This window comes from Mesorhizobium sp. M0854, assembly GCF_040319815.1.
Classification (GTDB): Bacteria; Pseudomonadota; Alphaproteobacteria; order Rhizobiales; family Rhizobiaceae; genus Mesorhizobium.
In genome coordinates, this window is sequence record NZ_JAMYOL010000025.1 from 1 (window position 1) to 17961 (window position 17961).

The 17961-nt window shown below is 60.6% G+C and carries 23 protein-coding genes; 14 read left to right on the forward strand and 9 right to left on the reverse strand.

What is annotated here, in order from left to right:
- A partial coding sequence (locus tag NKH99_RS25915) for a hypothetical protein (protein WP_353016350.1) occupies positions 1-185 on the forward strand: 185 nt, incomplete at its 5' end.
- A gap of 347 nt (positions 186-532) precedes the next feature.
- Positions 533-793 carry a hypothetical protein gene (locus NKH99_RS25920; RefSeq protein WP_352619112.1) on the forward strand — a complete coding sequence of 87 codons (261 nt, stop codon included), beginning with the start codon at positions 533-535 and terminating at the stop codon, positions 791-793.
- A 250-nt stretch (positions 794-1043) separates the two neighbouring features.
- Here NKH99_RS25920 and NKH99_RS25925 read toward each other — a convergent pair whose 3' ends face one another.
- On the reverse strand, positions 1044-1343 hold the full coding sequence (locus tag NKH99_RS25925; RefSeq protein ID WP_352686334.1) for a DUF1236 domain-containing protein: 300 nt from the start codon (positions 1341-1343) through the stop codon (positions 1044-1046).
- A gap of 204 nt (positions 1344-1547) precedes the next feature.
- Here NKH99_RS25925 and NKH99_RS25930 point away from each other — a divergent pair, with 204 nt between their 5' ends.
- The gene (locus tag NKH99_RS25930) at positions 1548-2447 is read left to right on the forward strand and encodes a DUF1236 domain-containing protein (protein ID WP_353016431.1); all 900 of its coding nucleotides are present in this window, start codon (positions 1548-1550) and stop codon (positions 2445-2447) included.
- Positions 2448-2552: 105 nt separating this feature from the next.
- On the opposite strand, the gene NKH99_RS25935 is transcribed toward NKH99_RS25930, so the two are convergent.
- Positions 2553-2795, reverse strand: coding sequence for a polymerase (locus NKH99_RS25935; protein ID WP_352474328.1), 243 nt, complete (start codon positions 2793-2795; stop codon positions 2553-2555).
- A gap of 27 nt (positions 2796-2822) precedes the next feature.
- Positions 2823-3305 (reverse strand): DUF4142 domain-containing protein, encoded by a 483-nt coding sequence (locus tag NKH99_RS25940; RefSeq protein ID WP_353016351.1) that lies wholly within the window; start codon positions 3303-3305, stop codon positions 2823-2825.
- A gap of 196 nt (positions 3306-3501) precedes the next feature.
- Between NKH99_RS25940 and NKH99_RS25945 the strand changes: the two genes are divergently transcribed.
- Complete coding sequence (locus NKH99_RS25945) at positions 3502-3645, forward strand: hypothetical protein (protein WP_352474331.1); 144 nt, start codon at positions 3502-3504, stop codon at positions 3643-3645.
- 13 nt (positions 3646-3658) lie between these two features.
- A complete protein-coding gene (locus NKH99_RS25950; RefSeq protein ID WP_353016352.1) occupies positions 3659-3952 on the forward strand; it encodes an exopolysaccharide biosynthesis protein in 294 nt (97 codons plus the stop codon).
- On the opposite strand, the gene NKH99_RS25955 is transcribed toward NKH99_RS25950, so the two are convergent.
- The 4 genes from NKH99_RS25955 to NKH99_RS25970 form a co-directional block, all read right to left on the reverse strand.
- Positions 3949-4140: a hypothetical protein gene (locus NKH99_RS25955; RefSeq protein WP_353016353.1), complete on the reverse strand. Its 192-nt coding sequence runs from the start codon at positions 4138-4140 to the stop codon at positions 3949-3951. The two genes, NKH99_RS25950 and NKH99_RS25955, sit on opposite strands and share 4 nt — an antisense overlap.
- A gap of 157 nt (positions 4141-4297) precedes the next feature.
- Positions 4298-4531: a hypothetical protein gene (locus NKH99_RS25960; protein WP_352775003.1), complete on the reverse strand. Its 234-nt coding sequence runs from the start codon at positions 4529-4531 to the stop codon at positions 4298-4300.
- Between the two features lie 122 nt (positions 4532-4653).
- A complete protein-coding gene (locus NKH99_RS25965; protein ID WP_352503259.1) occupies positions 4654-4896 on the reverse strand; it encodes a DUF982 domain-containing protein in 243 nt (80 codons plus the stop codon).
- 636 nt (positions 4897-5532) lie between these two features.
- The gene (locus NKH99_RS25970; protein ID WP_352503258.1) at positions 5533-6000 is read right to left on the reverse strand and encodes a hypothetical protein; all 468 of its coding nucleotides are present in this window, start codon (positions 5998-6000) and stop codon (positions 5533-5535) included.
- Between the two features lie 353 nt (positions 6001-6353).
- On the opposite strand from NKH99_RS25970, the gene NKH99_RS25975 reads away from it, so the two are divergent.
- Together NKH99_RS25975 and NKH99_RS25980 are read left to right on the forward strand one after the other, a co-directional pair.
- Positions 6354-6581, forward strand: a complete 228-nt coding sequence (locus NKH99_RS25975; RefSeq protein ID WP_352474338.1) for a hypothetical protein — start codon at positions 6354-6356, stop codon at positions 6579-6581.
- Between the two features lie 794 nt (positions 6582-7375).
- Positions 7376-7768, forward strand: coding sequence for a hypothetical protein (locus tag NKH99_RS25980; RefSeq protein ID WP_353016357.1), 393 nt, complete (start codon positions 7376-7378; stop codon positions 7766-7768).
- A gap of 626 nt (positions 7769-8394) precedes the next feature.
- On the opposite strand, the gene NKH99_RS25985 is transcribed toward NKH99_RS25980, so the two are convergent.
- Positions 8395-8613: a hypothetical protein gene (locus NKH99_RS25985; protein WP_352503257.1), complete on the reverse strand. Its 219-nt coding sequence runs from the start codon at positions 8611-8613 to the stop codon at positions 8395-8397.
- A 115-nt stretch (positions 8614-8728) separates the two neighbouring features.
- The gene (locus NKH99_RS25990) at positions 8729-8857 is read right to left on the reverse strand and encodes a hypothetical protein (protein WP_352503256.1); all 129 of its coding nucleotides are present in this window, start codon (positions 8855-8857) and stop codon (positions 8729-8731) included.
- A gap of 399 nt (positions 8858-9256) precedes the next feature.
- Between NKH99_RS25990 and NKH99_RS25995 the strand changes: the two genes are divergently transcribed.
- From NKH99_RS25995 to NKH99_RS26025, 7 genes are all read left to right on the forward strand, one after another.
- On the forward strand, positions 9257-10168 hold the full coding sequence (locus NKH99_RS25995) for a carbohydrate ABC transporter permease (protein ID WP_352474341.1): 912 nt from the start codon (positions 9257-9259) through the stop codon (positions 10166-10168).
- On the forward strand, positions 10168-11067 hold the full coding sequence (locus tag NKH99_RS26000) for a carbohydrate ABC transporter permease (RefSeq protein WP_352503255.1): 900 nt from the start codon (positions 10168-10170) through the stop codon (positions 11065-11067). The genes NKH99_RS25995 and NKH99_RS26000 overlap by 1 nt, the downstream gene beginning before the upstream one ends.
- Positions 11068-11114: 47 nt before the next feature.
- Complete coding sequence (locus tag NKH99_RS26005; RefSeq protein ID WP_352503254.1) at positions 11115-12644, forward strand: ABC transporter substrate-binding protein; 1530 nt, start codon at positions 11115-11117, stop codon at positions 12642-12644.
- A 65-nt stretch (positions 12645-12709) separates the two neighbouring features.
- Complete coding sequence (locus NKH99_RS26010; RefSeq protein WP_353016361.1) at positions 12710-14239, forward strand: xylulokinase; 1530 nt, start codon at positions 12710-12712, stop codon at positions 14237-14239.
- Positions 14232-15560: an iron-containing alcohol dehydrogenase gene (locus NKH99_RS26015; RefSeq protein ID WP_353016363.1), complete on the forward strand. Its 1329-nt coding sequence runs from the start codon at positions 14232-14234 to the stop codon at positions 15558-15560. The genes NKH99_RS26010 and NKH99_RS26015 overlap by 8 nt, the downstream gene beginning before the upstream one ends.
- Before the next feature lie 76 nt (positions 15561-15636).
- Positions 15637-16719, forward strand: a complete 1083-nt coding sequence (locus tag NKH99_RS26020) for an ABC transporter ATP-binding protein (RefSeq protein ID WP_352474347.1) — start codon at positions 15637-15639, stop codon at positions 16717-16719.
- Complete coding sequence (locus NKH99_RS26025; RefSeq protein ID WP_353016365.1) at positions 16720-17775, forward strand: hypothetical protein; 1056 nt, start codon at positions 16720-16722, stop codon at positions 17773-17775.
- Positions 17776-17961 lie beyond the last annotated feature (186 nt).

Below are 17961 nucleotides of genomic sequence, written 5' to 3' on the forward strand. Positions count from 1 at the left end.
GCGTGAACGCCTTTCTTCTCGTTGTCGAACTTGTAAATCTGCTGGAAAAGCGCGGAACGATCAGCAGCGACGACGTCGCGAAAATAGCCGAAGCCGCCGCACTTGCCGTTGCCGCATCCAGCGAACCCGACGTGAACAGCATCAATCTGTTGCAGGCCATCGCTGCCGCACGCCGGCCCAAATAGGCTTATATCAAATCCGCCAGCAATCGGCGCCCACCGACGCGTGGACTACCGAGATCAAAGGGACGGATGCGGAGGGCAAGCGTGTCGAGGACAACGCGGGAACAGTCGCTCCCGATTTATTCCTGGCCTTTTCTGCACTCAATCTCTGAAACCACCCACCCTGCCGGTTGCCGCCACCGATGCACATGCCAGCGTGCCAATGCGCACGACCGAGTGCGCTGGTGTAGCGAAGCTTGCGCAGCTACCGCGTGCTCATGCACCGCAGCCTAAGCCTCATGCTAATCACCCAGCCGGTTGAGTGCGGTAGGTACAAACGTCCGCTTGTAGAATGTCCTTCTTGCCTATTAATGCAGACGCTCTACCTCGTCCCGATGATTTGGGCTCCCGCTGGAAGGTTCTACGATGCCGGCGAAGTCGCCAATCCACCGCCGATGCACGACCCCGTCATTCTGCGGCTGGTCAAAGAAACGGGGATCACCGTCGAACAGGCGCGCGATCTCATCAACCTATTGGGCAACCTCAACTGGAACTCGCTCTTGCGAGAAGCCCGCTTCCTTACCAGCGCCGCTGAGGCGATAGGCACTCAGTCACGGATATTGAAATATTGAAAGCGCCACAAAATCCGCTAGTCTTAACTGCGGTCGCCTCTGCTTGCCACGAGGTGACTACCTAGCCTAACCCCGCTCCGGCCAAAGCGTCCCCCCGCCCTCGCCCCAACGCCGGAGCGGGGCTTTGGTCATCCCCGGCCTTGTCAGGCGCACGGTTGTCCTTGCCACGATGGCCAGTAGCCACGGTGTCGGTGCGGTACTTCATTGTCGCTCAACCTCGCCGCATGTCCCTTCAAAGCGACGCGCTTGCTCACTGGATGACCTTCACGATCCTGCGTGTGCCTGGATCGACCAGGACGGTCTGGTTGTCGACGACGACGTAGCGGTATTTGACGTTGGGGACTTCATGAAGCTCGACGGTATCGGGCAGGGTCGAGCCGACATTGAGCTCCACGCCGGGGAGCTGGACGGACGCCAGAGGCTGCTTTTTCACATACTCGCGTACGATCGTCTCCTGCTGCGGTTCGATGACCACGTCCTGAGCGGCAGCGGCGCCAATACCCGCAAGCAGCAAAAACCCAGCCGCGGCCGCCGAAAGATGCATTCTCATGATTGTCTCCTTTCCTCGTGAGCCACCTCTGCGCTGCGCTGCGTCATGCTGTTCGCAGCGGGGTCGCTATAGGCCGGTAACGTCATCAGGTGGAGCTTGTTCCGCCACTCGGATCGCTTGCCGTTTCCTTCCATTAGTTTGGAACAAAGTTTTTTAAACGCAGTTTTGCGGGGTGAAGGGACGCATTTTCCAAGGAGATCTCTCATGAAAGGCGTTCTGATCACCAGCATGTTAGCAATCAGCGTCAGCTGCGGGGCCGCACTTGCCCAGACGCAGCAGTCGACAGGCGATCAGTCCGGCGCCAATTGTGCAGCCGGCACTGCCAATTGCCAGAACGGCGCCAAGATGGGCGAGCAGGCTCAGGGCAAGGCCGGCGCCACCACTGATCAACAGGCGCAGGGCAAACCGAAGCTGAAGACCGGCGAGCAGGCACAGGGCAATGCTGGCGCTACGACTGACCAGCAAGCCCAGGGCAAACCGAAACTGAAGACCGATCAGCAAGCCCAAGGCAAGGCTGGCGCCACGACTGACCAGCAGGCCACGGGCAACACGAAGATGAAGACCGAGGAGCAAGCCCAGGGCAAGGCTGGAACCACCACCACCGAGCAGGCTCAGGGCAACACCAAGATCAAGCCCAATCAGCAGGCTCAGGGCAAGGCTGGAACCACGACAACCACCGAGCAAGCTCAGGGCAAGCCTGGCGCCACGACCGACCAGCAGGCCACGGGCAGCACCAAGATGAAGACCGACGAGCAGGCTCAGGGCAAGGCCGGGACCACGACCACCGAGCAGACCCAAGGCAATGCCTCGACGCAGACGCAGGACCAGAGTTCGACCGCTTCCATCAGCAATGTGACCGTTGAACAGAAGACCCAGATTACCCAGGTCATCAAGGAGACGAACGTCCAACCCGTTTCCAATGTCGATTTCGACATCTCCGTCGGCGTCGAGGTCCCGCGAAAGAAGGTCCGGCTGCATCGTCTGCCGGCGCGCATCGTCAAGATCGTTCCGGCTTATGAAAATTACGAGTATTTCGTGCTCGCTGACGGCCGGATCGTCATCGTCGATCCGAATACCTACAAGATCGTGGTTATCCTGAGCTAGTTGTGGCCAGATGGTCTACAAGTGGGTTGATCGTACCAAAGCCCGCCGCGCAGCTCGGGCGGCGGGCTTTTTCCGTACCCGGCTCCAGCGTCTGCAAATCGCCCATCAAGGTCCGTCCTCGGGGCGAGGAGTGAGCACGGTATGATCGACGGTGTCGGGCAGGCACGGAGTGGGCACCAAGCTTGTTCGGACTGACGCGGTGGCCATGGCATCAATGTTCGTAACCAGCACCATTCGCGCGTAGTGCCGCGGCCACAGCGGTTCTCCAAACAAGATGAAGATGCCGCCAACCATCAGCGCCACCAACAAGAGTGCCGTTGCGTTTGCAAATATCTCGCCGTAGCGCATGGTAACCTGTCCTGGCCGGAAATCGATTCAGCCTGTGACAGCGGCAATCGGGACGGTGCCGAAACCCAGCTCTACTGCCCTTGGCGCCTTGCGAATGCCGCCTCCCGTTGGATCCTCTCGGGAATAAGCCAGGTGAATAGCGGCACTCTCGGTACTTTGTTCCCGGGGCCGGACGACAGCCGCTCCCTTCATGCCGGACGTTTCCGTTGGCGAAGCCGCTGGCGGTCGTCGCCATTGATGTGCGGCAGCGAGGTCCTTGACGTGACGTTCGTGCATTTGCAGCACCGGCAGCGTCTTCTTGGCAAACTCCTTCGTCGCCGGATCGTCGCCAGAATTCGCGTAAGCGGAAAACAGCACCACCGCTTCCTTATGCGCCTGGGTCTGCATGTCGATATATTTCGATTGGAAACTGTCCCCGCTGGCCTCCTTGAGTTGGTCGGAGAGCGCGCGAAGCTTCCGTGGAGATCGTTCGCCAGTCTCAGAACCGCCTGACGTCTCAGGACCCGCCACTCATCGAGCGCGCCGCCGGCGACTACGGCTCGGCGGCGGTCACCGCCATCAATATAGCGATTGGCCGTACCGCGCCGGCGGAGCTTCTGGATAGCCAGGCCCGCAATGCGCAGCGCCCTTGTCCGGGCTCTGAACAGAGCCGGCGAGGATGCGTGAGGACCGGCTGCGTGGGTGAGATGTCCGAGCCATCCCAGCGTTGACGCCGATCCCGGGGCCGTTCGGCACGGTTTTCGGCAGCCGGCTCGCGCGGGTCTCGCTCCAGATCGTCGCGGGCAGCCGGAGGGTCTGGTTGTGCCATCATCAGAGAGCGCCAGTTTTCGCCTGTGGCGTTCGGTCTTAGAGTCCGTCATTCGGTGCCGACGATCAGCCGGGTGGAGAAAGTGGTGCACACCGGTCGGCTGCAGATCCTGACGGACCCGACGGTGCAGACCCCGCTCGGCGTTCCGATCTTCCTGCTCGCCGTCGTTATCGCGCTGCTGATTCCCTTCCGGAATATCCTGCCGGTGCTCTCACTGGTAGTCTTGGCCGTCGCATTGATGGAACGCGACGGTCTCGTAACCCTGATTGGACTGCTGCTCGCCTCGACGTCGTTTGTCGTGACTGCGGCTCTGCTTGTTGTTGTGGCATCAGCGGTCCCGACGTCCTAAGCGCGGGATTGCGAGATCACGGGCGCGTCGTCAGGCATTGAGTCCGAGACCGGCCGCTCACTGACGGCCCAGGCCTGCTCTTCGACATTTTCATCTGCCTCAAGTCTGCGCCGCAACTCGCTCATCACGCGGTGCGCCATCTGAACATCCTCAATCGAAATATGACCTGCCACATAGGCAACAACCATGTCGGTACCCGCAGAGCCATAACGCCAGCAATAGCAGGTTCTAAAAGGGTCCAGAATGTTTGGTCGAACTACCGAGCGGGGATTCGTAACCAGCTCGCTAAGTTCCCCGTGCCGCTCACGATCCTATAGACGGTTGAACCAATGGGTTGCCATGCGGCTATTCGCGAAGATCGAACGCGACGAACAGGCCAAAGGCTGGTGCAACATCAACAACAAGAGCGACCAGCTCGCAGTCACTTGCCACCAGATGTGGCCCGTCACGGCGCACCGCCGCGATAGTGTCTTTGACGGAGATGATGATGATTTGGCCGCGCCGGGCTTGTAAGATCAGCTCTTCAACAAGCTCATGTGCAGTCACTTTGCGGGGTCGGCAGTTCGTCAGAACGTTCATCCGAAGGCCTCCCACCTCAGCGAGAACCCAAGTGGGAATTTATGGATCACTCCACGGAAAAATCAATGTTCGAATCGTACTGAATAAAGGACTGAATCTTTGGGAGAAATTTTCCCCTCGTCCTACGGGGAAAGATACATCTTGGCTTCCTTGGCGGCAGCCTCAAAGGCCTTTCGTACCACCTGAGGGTCAATCGGATCGCCCTCCAGGTCTGACAGGCAGAGGGTCACCGCCTTGTGCCAGCGAGGTCCTCTGCGGGTCCACCTCTTGAGTTGCTCAAGGGCTGTCCTCGCATTGTTGCAGCCATGCCTGTCGCCGGTTTCAGTCTTCACGAACACCGGAGGGACGAACCAATGGGTTGCCATCGAGGGACAATTAGAGGGGGTGGAAATGTTTGGAAGGGATGTCTGAGCCGGTGAGCGAATTTGGCTTGTGCGAAGAGCCACACGACCTGCTAATCAGGAAAAAGCATCCCCTCCTCCATGGCAGCGGCCAGGAACGCCTTGCGGCACTCCTCAGGCTCATCTCGTCGGCAATAACAGCCACGCAAACGCGCACCGCGAGGTTCCAGTCAGGGCCACGGTTGGTCCACTTCAGGAGCTCCTTGGCTGCAGCGTGAACGTGGTGGACCCCTAGCGGAAGCCGTCGTGCTCCGTCTTGACGTACACTGGAAGTGCGAACCAAAGGATTGCCATGGAATTTAGAAGGACTTCCTCTGCGACCAGCTTCCGGTCGGGAGCTGGTAAACTTTTTGACCATCGGCCCTAAACAGAGGACCGTAACATCCCCATCTCCTCGGCTGCGCCGCGGTCGCGGTGAGGATAGGCGCCCAGCCTGGTTCGGTTTCGCCGTTGCGGAGCCACGGAAACGGCAGATTCTCTCACGTTTGGCGGTGCGGCGGTGGAACGGGGCGACCGAGAACCGCTGTTGCCGTTAAATCTCAGTCTTCGCTGCAGGCCAGCGCGATCAACGTCCACACATATTTCTGAAAGTCTCAGGCTTTAGCAGCCTTCCGCCCGTAGGGATCGCACCATTCGCACGACGACGGGATCGTAGGCGATTTTTTCGGATCTGCTGTAGTTCATTATAAAGAGCGCCGCACCGTCATTGCAGACGGCAATGACGCGTACGTAGCGGATTTGCCCGTCCCTGACACCGGAATAACTGGCCCACGTCGGCTTAACGCGCCGATAGGTCACTTTCCAGCCCGCCTTTTCATCCTCGACAATTCGATGCTCTATTTCGGCGCGGAAACTGGCCTTTCCGAGCCTTGCGCCCCAAACAGCAAGAAAGGCCTCGTTTTTGCCCTGAAAAGCTGCTCCCTGGTCGGAACGCTGAGTTAAAACAAAGCCGGGGGGCGCATCGAATACAAAGCCAAACTGCTTGATGCCGAAGGGCTGCCACTCTTGCGCATAAAGAAGCGTGGTGGAAAATAACAATGAGACGAAGCTAAGCAGCAAGCGGAACATGGCGCTTAATTAGGGTCGAGTAATATACCGTCCATATCATGCCGGAGTTTTTTGCCAAGCCGCCCTGCAAGCTGGGTTAGTCGCAGACGCCGGCGCCGCCGCTCGACACTGCTGCTTAACCCGACTTGGCTCCAAACTCGTACTCGGGCGATCACCTTGGCCCGATGAGGCGCCGTTAGTGAGCTGCGGCTGGCCAGCGCCGCCACACGCAATCGATGGCAAGATTTTGTGGCCGCAGTTGGTCGGCAATCCAAGGCTTACGAGTCCTCGCGTCCAATCCCTGTGCAGATTCCCACTGGAACCAATGCGACCGGGGCCGGTTAACAATCGAAGGGGGCCCCCTCGGATCTTGAATGATGGTCGATCTTTTGAACATCGAGTTGCCTAAAGCCAGGCAGCGCGTGAAACGAGTGGAGCTGTCCCTCCAGCGTGCGACCGAAATCCTGGACAAAGACTGCGGCGTCGGCATTAACATCGCGCTGTGCGACAGGATTAGGTCTGCACAACGTCGACTGGCCGAGGCCAGAGAACGTCTGGTCAAGATAGATTCCACCTGCACGGACTGCGGTCTGACACGCTGAACATCCGGCCGCTTGGTGGAGCATCGCAACAGGCCGCCGCGCGATGCGCGCTCAGGGCCACTGGTATTCCAGAGCTTCCATGCGTCCACAAACCGACGGTTGGAGCGTAAAGGACGAACTCGGCACCGAAATGTCAGGTCGTCCCCCGGTCGCTACCGGCAGCAACAAGGCGGTACCGGAAGTTATTGCCGATGCGTCGTCGAAATAGCGACCCTGGCGGATGCGGCCCGGAACGCGGCAAAGGTCTCCGGCGGAATGCTGTCAAACTCGGTATGCCTTGGCGCTGGCTACAAACCAGACCGATTTCTGGATCAGACCCCGTTTTGCGTATGGAGGGGGAGGGCATGACGGCAACTCGGGTCGAGACGGTCAACGAGCGGAGAGGCAGTCGCGTTCCTTGTCTCCGTCCCTCAGCAATCGTCGCAAACGCCGAACATGGAGCTGGCGCTCCTGCGAGGAAGCGGAAAGAGATCGGAGGGTTTTCTGCGGATGCTGCAGCCGCCCACGCGCCCGCTCAAGGCTTAGTTTCTTCCTGGGGAGGAGCTTTTGGGTCAGGACAATCAGGGACGACGGAGTGGTACGCTTCGTTATGGCAGAACGACCGCTTGATCGCAGCCACCTGGAACAGCGTCGAAATCGCAATCATCACCAATATCATCTGTCTCGTGCTTGGTTCGGTCTCACCTTGATTGTCGCCGCGCACGCCGCGGCGCGTTGGATGATGTCATTGGGATTCCTGTGTGAAAAGATCCGGGTAGGATTGCCGATTGGGCCTGTGCGCCCATAGTCACGGCATGAAGGCGGAGTATGTTGAACTGGTTTTGTTAGAGCAATCACTTGCCAATACAGGCGGTATGAATCGGGCGTTTTCCGACCGAGTGGATGACATCGCGGAGAAAACTGGCGGATCCGTCTTGTTCGACGTTCGCGTGGACGGCGATTCTCGCATTCAGAGGATGGCGGCGATTGGGTACGGCGCAAACGACACCGTGGTAGCAATCATGATGGATAAAAACGGACAACTTAGATCCGCGCCGGTGGACGCAGACAATGACTTTCTGGTGGCCGAACTAACCGTGTGGAGTTCGCTGCCGATGGCCGAGCAGGCCTCTGCCAACTACCACGGCGCGGCAGAGAGCTTGCTTGCGAAGCTTCGCAAATCGGGCCGTTTCGACCGGTCTACCTGATCTTTCTCAAAGTCGGATGGCGGTGGCGTGATGGCGAGACACACGGTAGCGCGTCGTGTGGGTCATGTCCCACGAGTCTGAATGTCCCACGAGTCTGAACCAAAAAGAATGTTTGATATCAAGCTCTTTACCGCGTCGGTGGCCCGCAAGGGCGAATTGGGACCTACAAGTTCAGCAATGATGGGCAAATTGTCCGCGTCGGTCTGAACTACCATTTCTAATCACTCTCAGAAGTATCAGACCGGCTTTTCTTCTTTAGGGCCGATCTGAACGCTGCCTTCGGCACCGTCGATGGTGGGCTTGATTGTGGCACGGTAGTTGCCGCCCACAAGGATTTTGACGGTGACTGTCCTGGCCGTTCCTTTCGAGTTGCTATTTGGGAGATTGCCCGGAACCGCCGGGCGCGGGTTGCTAAGGCGCTTCCGGGGTCAGCGGCGTCAGCGTTGCCGGCGCCGGAACGATGTCGAAATAGACGGTCGGCGCGGTCACCTCGATCGGGAAGGCCAGCTTCTGCACGCAGGTGTAGGTGAAGCGCGCCTCTTAATGCGCCCGGCCGAGCGCGGTCGCCAGCGGGATGGTGATGGAGCGCTGATAGGTCTCGCGGCCCTCCGGCGGATAGCAATCGATCAGCGGCCGCGCAACTTCGCGTCAACGAGTTCCTTAAGCTTGTCGGTCGGAACGTTCTTGGCATGGTCGATGCCGAGCTGATTCGCCTGCTTGGTGAGGTCCTCGCGTTCCGTGTCGGTGCCCTTGCCTTGGAGGAATTCGTCGGATTGGGACGAATTCTTACCGGCAAAGGGGAACCAGCCGGTTGCCTTGGCAACTTTCACTTCGGCTGCGCTCACGTCGACATCGGCGGTCTGGCCGGATCGAGGAAAACCGGACCGCTGGTGGTGTTGATACCGCGCGGGCCTGCCTGGTTGTTGGTGTTTCATCATCGCCTCCTTAGATGCCGTCAAGCTAGCGGATCGACTTCGGCCGGCGGATATCGACCACGCCGAGACGGAACATGCCGGGCACGTTGAACTTGATCGGGTCTGCCATGCAGGCCAGGAACCGGAAGGGCGTCGGTGAGTTGTCCGCGGACAACTAAGCTCGAAACGGCATCAGGGTTAAGCATTTGTAAATTCGTAAGGAAAAGGGTCTTATTGTAACTGCGCAGTTTATCGCATCTTAGCGCTAATTGCATAGTTCGAGGGCCAAGGATGTTGCAGCCAAAATTGGCGGCGGCCCTGAGCGCGTTTGAGGCTGGTGCACGGCATTTGCCGGCGGCGTTTCCTCCAAAACGACTCCATACTCGGCGATCACGGCATCCTCTGGGACCACGAGCAAATCCCTTGAGCGCTGACGGAACCGACTTGACAATTCGGCGGCCGTCCGACACGTTCTTAACAAAAGGCACAACAAACTTACAAAAGTTCAAGTTGGCACAATCTGGCCGATAGGGAGAAGGCCGATGCGTCTGTGTGACCGAGCGGAGATTTGCGCGTGAGCACGGTGACCGTGACCCGCGAAGCGCCCAGATGGGCCCTTCCCCGGTTCATGACGGCCGAGCATCCTTTCCCCTGGCTCGCGCCGATCACGGTGATGCTTCTCGTTTTCGGCATCTATCCCCTCGCCTATTCAGTCTGGCTGTCGTTACACAAACGCAATGTCGTCTCCCGGCAGCTCGACTTCGCCGGGCTCCACCAATGGACGCGCGCCTTCTCGGATGCGCGTATGTGGCATTCGCTGGAAACCACGCTGATCTACACCTTCGTCGCGCTTGCGGTTCAGCTTGCGCTCGGCATCCTCATCGCGCTTCTGCTTGACACCGATCGCAAAGGTTACGGCGTGCTGCGGGCGCTGATGACACTGCCGCTGGTGGTGCCGCCTGCGGTGACCGGAATGATGTTCCTGCTCATGCAGGACGGCTCTTTCGGCGTCCTGTCGTTCTACCTGTATGCCCTCGACCTGATCTCGCCGGCACAGCCGATCCTGACGCAGCCCGGAACCGCATTGGCGGCGATCCTGCTGGCAGACATATGGCAGTGGACGCCGTTCATGGTGCTCATCATCCTGGCAGGGCTCAGGGCGCTGCCGAAGGAACCTTTCGAGGCAGCCGCGATCGACGGTGCCAACGGCATCCAGACGTTCTTGCGCCTCACATTGCCGATGCTGCGCAAGGTGATAGCGGTCGCGGTGCTGATCCGCGGCGTCGATCTCTTTCGCATCTACGACTACGTCTACATCATCACCGCCGGCGGGCCAGGCACGGCCACCGAGACGCTTTCGTTCTACGCTGGCCGTATCTACTTCACCGGAGACTTCCCCTATGCCGCAACCCTGTCGCTGATCGTGCTCGTCGTCTTGATCGTCGTCTCGAACCTCTTCGTCAGGCTGTTCAAGGTGAGGTTCTGATGGAGTCGTCGCGCGCCCAAACGATCGCCCGCGACGTGCTCGCCGTCCTGGTGGTGGCGATCTTCATGTTCCCCATCGCGTGGTGGGCCTTGTCGTCCATCAAACCCTATTCGGCGATCTTCGACCGCAGCGGACCGGTCTACGTCGGATTCACACCGACGCCGGACAATTACCGCGTGACGTTGCTTGGCGTCTCACGCGTCGACATCGGCATGGAACAGGGCGGCGAGGCGGCCGGGGTGATCAAGGGTGGCGCCAGCTCCTACGATTCGCGCCAGTCGTTGCTCGACAGCGCCATCATAGCCGTCGGATCGACGGCGCTGACGCTGCTGCTGGCCACGCTGGCCGCCTATTGCCTGTCGCGAATGCAGTTCAGCGGCCAGCAGTCCTTCCTGTTCTGGATTCTGTCGCAGCGCTTCATGCCGCCAATCGCGATCGTCATTCCAATCGTTTTCATGTTCCGCGATCTCGGCTTGCGCGATACCTATACGGGCCTCGTCCTCGTTCACAGTTTGATCAACCTGCCGCTGGCGGTTCTGCTTTTGAAGTCGTTCTTCGACGATGTTCCGCGCGAGGTTGATGAGGCGGCGCTTATTGACGGCGCGACGCGCTGGCAGACGTTCCGACGCGTGGTCCTTCCCATGGTCAAGGGCGGCATCGCTGCGACGGCGGTGCTGTGTTTCATCTTTTCGTGGACCGAGTTCCTGCTCTCACTGTTCCTGACAACGTCGATCCGCACTGTGCCGGTGAAGATCTCGACCTTTGTCACCTCGACCGCGACCGAGTGGGGCTACATCACAGCGCTCGGCACGTCCGCGATCATACCCAGCTTCATCTTTATCCTGCTGGTTCAACGGCATCTGGTCCGCGGCCTCACCCTCGGATCGCTGAAGGAGTGAGGCGCAGACGAGAAGAACGACGACAGAAACGCAATGGAGGAACGATCATGAGCTTCAGTGAACACGACAAGAAGACATTCGTCGCCGATACCTGCAATGACTTTACGGCGCGCCGGATAACCAAACGCGACTTCATGAGGAAGATGGCGCTCGCTGGTGTCGGCTTTTCCGCCTTCGGATCGGCCATGCTGGGTGGTGGCCGCACCAATCGGGGGATGCTGGGCCTCGGGGTTGAAGAAGCCCGTGCCCAGGACGCCGATATGCTGAAGTGGCTGGCCGACGTCGGCAAACCATATGCCGGCACCAAAATCCGCTACACTTCGGAAGCGACGCCGCCAACGATTGTTGCCAACCAGCTTGTCGCGGGTGAATTCACCAAGGCAACCGGCATTGAGGTGGAAGTCGAGATCGTGCCGCTGGAGCAGGTTCTCGCCAAGGCGACGCAAGACGTACAGGGCCAGCTTGGCACCTACGACGTCTACTATCTCGACCAGTCCTGGATGGCGACATTTGCCCAGGATGTCGTCGATCCGCGCGAGTATTACGACCAGAACAAAGAACTGGCGATGCCCAACTTCGACTGGGACGATTTCTCCAAGCCGCTGGTCGACGGCATTGCCATGTACAACGGCAAACAGTGCGGAATTCCATTCGATATTCCGATCTTCATCCTGATGTACCGCAAGGATCTTTTCGACAAACACAACATTGCCCTGCCGACAGACCTCGACGCCTACCTTAAGGCCGTGCAGGCGCTCACAGAGGCAGAAAAAAGCAACGGCATCTTCGGCACCGCGTGCCAGGCGAAGTCCGGCCACTATTCGCTGGAATGCGACTGGACCTTCGCATTGTGGGGCCATGGCGGTTCTGTCTTCAACAAGGACAAGAAGTTTGTCGGCAATGACGAACGCGGCGTGGCCGGGCTCAAATTCTATCAGGAGCTGGTCAAGAACTCGCCGCCGTCGGCGACGACTTGGACCTGGGACGGCCAAGGACAGGCCCTGACACAGGGACAAGCCGCCATGGCAATCACCTGGGGCGAGGATTTCCCCGGCTTCGATGCCAACGATTCCAAGGTCAAAGGCCTGTTCGAGGCCCTGCCCGCGCCCAAGGAAGTTCCTGGTCGTCGCGCCGCTGCCGATTGCGGCTTCAACGAAATCCCGGCCGTCGGCCACCAGGGCGGCTCGACGATCTCGCTGTCGCAATATTCCAAGAACAAGGAAGCGGCATGGCTGTTCATGCAGTGGGTCTGCTCGAAGGATGTCATGGCGCGGGTATCGACGCTCGGCGGCGGCGCCTCACCGATGCGCAATTCCTCTTTTACAGATCCTCGGGTCAAGGCGAAGGCCGTTGTCGGTCCCGGAACGACACGCCATTTCGACGCGATCAAATACACGATCGACAACCAGATGGGATCGGAGCCGGACATGCCGATCTGGGCGGATCTGTCGAACAACGACATTCCGGTTGAGCTCGGCAAGTTGCTTACGGGCCAAGACTATGGCGGCGATGCCAAGGCGTGCCTCGATGCCATTGCCGGCATTGTCGACGGCAAAGTCAAGGATGCCGGTCTTTAGCGGCTGGTCGGTGATTTGGGCGAAGGCGGTTTCGACCGCCCTCGCCCGTTGGCAACGTGGCGGCAATGGTTCCTGATCTCGTCATCGGCATTGATTCCTCGACCTCGGCAACCAAGGCGATCGCCTGGGATCGCAATGGTCTGGCCGTGGCCGAAGGTCGTGCACCGCTTGCAATGTCCAACCCGCGTTCGGGCTATTTCGAGCAGGATCCGGCCGAGTGGTGGACCTCGACGGTCGCAGCGCTGCGCGCCGTGACGTCAACGGTTTCGCCGGCACGCATTGCCGCCCTTGCGATTGCCAACCAACGCGAAAGCTTTGGCCTTTTCGACGAGCAAGGCCAGGCGGTCGGGCCGGCAACGCTCTGGCTCGATGAGCGCGCCCGTGGGAAAGCACGGCGCTTCGGCGAGAGTTTCGGCGCGGCACGCGTCCACGCAATATCCGGCAAGCCGCTGGACGTCATTCCTTGCCTTTACCGCATGATCTGGTTCCGCGAGCAAGAGCCCGAGATTTTTGCCCGGGTGGAGCGGATGGCCGAAGTCCACGGCTATCTGGTCTTTCGCTTGAGCGGCCGGTGGGTGACGTCCACCGCATCCGCCGACCCGATGGGCATACTCGATATGCGGGCTATGGACTGGTCGAACGATATACTGGAGGCAGCGGGCGTCGCCCGGCGCATGATGCCAGAAGTGGCGCGGCCCGGCACCGTTCTGGGCCAACTGACTTCGGAAGCGGCCATTTCGACGGGCCTGCGCGAGGGCACGCCGATCGTCGCCGGCGGCGGCGACGGTCAATGCGCCGGCACGGGCGCTGGTGTGTTGCAGCCGCGATGCGCTTACATCAACCTCGGCACGGCGGTCGTCTCCGGCAGCTTCGGCACGGACTACGTCCATGACCAGGCCTTCCGCACCGAAACGGCGGTCGCCGATAATGGCTACATCTACGAGACGTGCCTTCGCGCCGGCACTTTTCTTGTCGACTGGATGGCGCGCGAGATGCTTGGCGTCGATCTGCATGGCGCAAGCGATGCCCTGGAGGCGCTCGAGGCCGAAGCCGCTGCCAGCCCGATCGGCGCAGGCGGCATAATGCTCCTGCCCTACTGGCAGGGCGTCATGGACCCACACTGGGACAGTGCGGCCCGTGGTGTGATTGCCGGGCTTTCGGGCTCGAGCCGCCGCGGCGACATCTATCGCGCCGTGCTGGAAGGCATAGCGCTGCATCAGGCCGCGACAAGTCAGCGGGCGGCTGCGGCTGCCGCCCAGACTGTCGACCAGTTCATAGCCATCGGCGGAGGAGCGAAGTCCGACCTGTGGATGCAGATTCTGGCGGATGCACTCGGCCGTCCCGTAAAACGTTCGACGACCGTCGAAGCCTCCTCGCTAGGCGCGGCGATGGCGGCGGCAAAGGGGGTGGGCTGGTTTTCCACCATCGCCGAAGCGTCGCTCGCAATGGCCAGCGAGCCGGCCAAAACCTTCGAACCGGACACGAAACGGGCCGCGCTCTACGCCGAACTTCTTGCGATCCATGCCGATCTTTGGCCAACGCTTGCAGCCTGGAACCAGCGCCTCGCGGCCTTCATGGAGGCCGATCATGGCTGAAACGACCAACTGGAACGCGTTGATCGAGGACGTTGTCGCGGGACGCTGGAGAGATCCCAAGACAGGCGCGGCCGCGGTCCTGCCGTTCCAGACGATCGAATTGCTGGAGACGACGGAAGGCCGCGAGGCGGATCTCGTTGCGCCGCTGAAGCTAGGCAGCCGCATCGCCGTGGTCTCCGATATCAACACCGTCGATGTGATGGGCAGGCGCGTCGCGAAGGCGCTGCGTGCCATCGCCGACATCGATGAAATCGTGCTGCCTGACGGCCTCGACTGTGATGAGGCGACGATCCAGGTGGTCAGGGAGAAGACACGTCACGCCGAAGGGGTCGTGGCCGTCGGGTCGGGCGTCCTCAATGACAGCTGCAAGCATGCAACCTTCCTCGACGAGCGACCCTATGCCGTCTTCGGCACGGCCGCCTCGATGAATGGCTACGGCGCCTCGACAGCGTCGGTGACCTTGGCCTCCGGGCTCAAGATCTCGCTGCCTTCACACGCCCCCAGGGGCATCTTCCTGGATCTTGGCGTGTCGGCCGCAGCGCCCGCCTGGCTCAGCGCCGCCGGGCTTGGCGACAGCCTCTGCCGCTCCACGGCCCAGATCGACTGGTGGGCTTCGCATCGGCTGTTCGACACTTACTATTCCGAGGTGCCCTACCTGCTGCAGGCGGGCGATGAGGAGCCGATGCTGGCCCATGCGCCTGGCCTTGCCAGGCATGACGTCACCGCTGTCGGGCATCTCCAGCGCGTCCTGACGCTGTGCTCGATGGGCGTGTGCTTTGCCGGCGTTTCCCATCCCGGGTCCATGGGAGAGCACCAGATTTCCCATTGGGTCGACATGTTCGCGCAAGACCATCATCCCGGCACCACGCACGGCCAGCAGGTGGGGGTTGCCTCGCTGGTCATGGCGCGGCTGCAAGCGCGGCTGCTGGACATGGAAAAGCCGCCGCAGGTGAAGCCGACCGCCATCGACGAGGCGGCGATGCTGGCCCGTTATGGCGCACAACTTGGACCACTTTGCATTGCCGAGATGAAGAAGACGGCACTCGACGCCAGCCAGTCGGAAATCTTCAACCGCAGGCTTGCGGAAATCTGGCCGGCGCTGCGCCAGGAGGTTCGGCCCATGGCAATGCCGGTCGCCCGCATGGAGGCAGCACTCAAGGCTGCGGGAGGGCCGGTCACCGGCGCGGAACTAGACCTGCCGCGCGCGCTTTGGCACGACGCCATTCGCTATTCGCGAGAAATCCGCGGCCGATGGTCTTTTGTCAACCTGGCCGCCGATGCGGGAGGACTCTTGGAAGAGTTTCTGGAGAGCGAATGGTGAGAGCGCATCCGATCGCCAATCGCTCGCATGGCGAAAATGAGATCCAACCGGCAAGGGCATCGAAGGGTAGCAATTTATGGCGTCTGTGACCATCAGCAACATAAAGAAGGACTATGGCGCCCTCTCGATTATCGATGGACTCGATCTCTCGATAGAGGATGGCCAGTTCGTCGTTCTGCTGGGGCCGTCCGGCTGCGGCAAGTCCACTCTGTTGCGCATGATAGCCGGTCTCGAGCCCATCACGTCCGGTGAGATCGCCATAGGCGACAGGGTCGTCAACATGCTCCATCCCAAAGACCGCAATATCGCGATGGTCTTCCAGAATTACGCGCTTTACGCCCACATGACCGTCTTCGACAACATGGCCTTTTCCATGCAGTTGAAGAAGCGCCCCAACGAAGAAATCAAACAGAAGGTCGGGTGGGCGGCGTCGATCCTCAACCTGACACCCTATCTGGAACGGTATCCCCGCCAGCTTTCGGGCGGCCAGCGGCAGCGCGTCGCCATGGGTCGCGCCATCGTGCGGGACCCAACTGTGTTCCTGTTCGACGAACCGCTGTCCAATCTCGATGCCAAGCTGCGGGTGCAGATGCGCACCGAAATCAAGGAGCTCCACCAGCGGCTGAAGACCACCACCGTCTATGTCACGCATGACCAGATCGAGGCCATGACCATGGCCGATGTCATCGTCATTATGCGCGACGGCCATATCGAGCAGATCGGGCGCCCGCTCGATGTCTACGATCGCCCGGCAAACCTCTTCGTCGCCTCCTTCATCGGCTCGCCCGCAATGAACATGTTCCATGGCGAGGTGGCTTCCGAGCGCGACGCCTGGGTGGTGCGGACCGACGAGCTATCCCTCCCGCTGCCGCCAGGGGCTGCGGTCCGGCCCGGCCAAAAGGTGATCTACGGCATTCGCCCCGAACATCTTCGACCAGTGGCCGACGGGCGCGGCATTCCGGCGAGGATCACGGTTGTCGAGCCGACCGGCCCCGAAATCCACATCTTTGCCAGCATGGGCAACGCCGCGATCTGCTCGGTGCTGCACGACCGCATGGAGGTCTCTCCTGGAGCTGTGATCCATCTGGAGCCGGCGCCTGAGCGAATCCACCTGTTCGACGAAGGCAGCGGCGAGCGGCTGGACAAGGGAAGAAGCTGAATGGCGCGGATCGTTATCCTCGGCGCCGGCGTCATGGGCTCTGCCATGACGCTTCCGGCCGCTCACGCTGGTAACCGCATCACTCTTGTCGGGACCCATCTCGATGGGGAGATCGTCGGCTCGGTGGCCAGCACAAGTCATCACCCACGCCTCAACATCACTCTGCCTGATGTCGTAACCGCCTGTTCCTGGACCGAATTCGCTGCGGCGATGAACGATGGACCCGATCTGCTTGTACTCGGCGTCTCGTCGGCCGGCATTCCTTGGGCGATCGACCGCATTGCAGAAAGCATCAAGTCGCCCGTGCCGATACTGATGATTACGAAAGGGCTTGCAGCAAGCGACGAAGGCGTGGAAATCCTGCCACATCTGCTTGCCCGCGAGATCGAGCAACGCACCGGCTTGTCGGTCCCGGTGATGGCCGTCGGCGGACCGTGCATTGCCGGCGAACTGGCGGCGCAGCGCGACACCTCTGTGATCATGGCCGGGCATGATCCCGACCAGGTCGCCGCGGCGTCCCGCATTCTGCGCGCGCCTTTCTATCATGCGCGATCGTCACCCGATCTCGTTGGGGTCGAGATCTGCGCCGCTTTCAAGAATTTCTACACACTCGCCGTTGGCGCTCCCGTCGGGCTGCTCGAGCGCGACGGCAAGGCGCCCAATGGCGCACTGATGCACAATCTTGCCTCGTCGCTATTCTCGCAGTCCCTCGCCGAGATGGCGATTCTGGTCGAAGCCCTGGGTGGAAAGGTCGAAACAGTGCTGGGGCTGGCCGGCTCCGGCGATCTTTATGTGACCTGCCAGGCGGGCCGTAACGGTCGCATGGGGCGCCTGCTCGGCCGCGGTCTGCCCTATTCCGTGGCGAAGCGCGAACATATGAGTTCAGACACGGTCGAGGGCGCGCAACTGGCGCTGGACCTTGGTCCGACTTTGAAGAATATGATGGCCCGGGGTGAACTTCCCCACGATCGCCTGCCGCTGACGAGCGCCATCATCGACGCAATTTGCCATGATGCTCCGCTGGTTTTGTCCTTCGACCGCTATCATCGAGGCTAGCGGAGCCGGGAAACTCGATTGATGCCTCATATCGATGAGCACATGGCTCCGCCGAGCCGCTCTGGACCCGCTGCCGCGGAGTGGACAGGATGATCTGATGGAGAAACCAGCGCGAAAGAAACGCGATGGCCGCCAAGCCGTAACGAGTTCCGTTACGGCCGATCGCGAGGAAGGGCTGCTCGTACG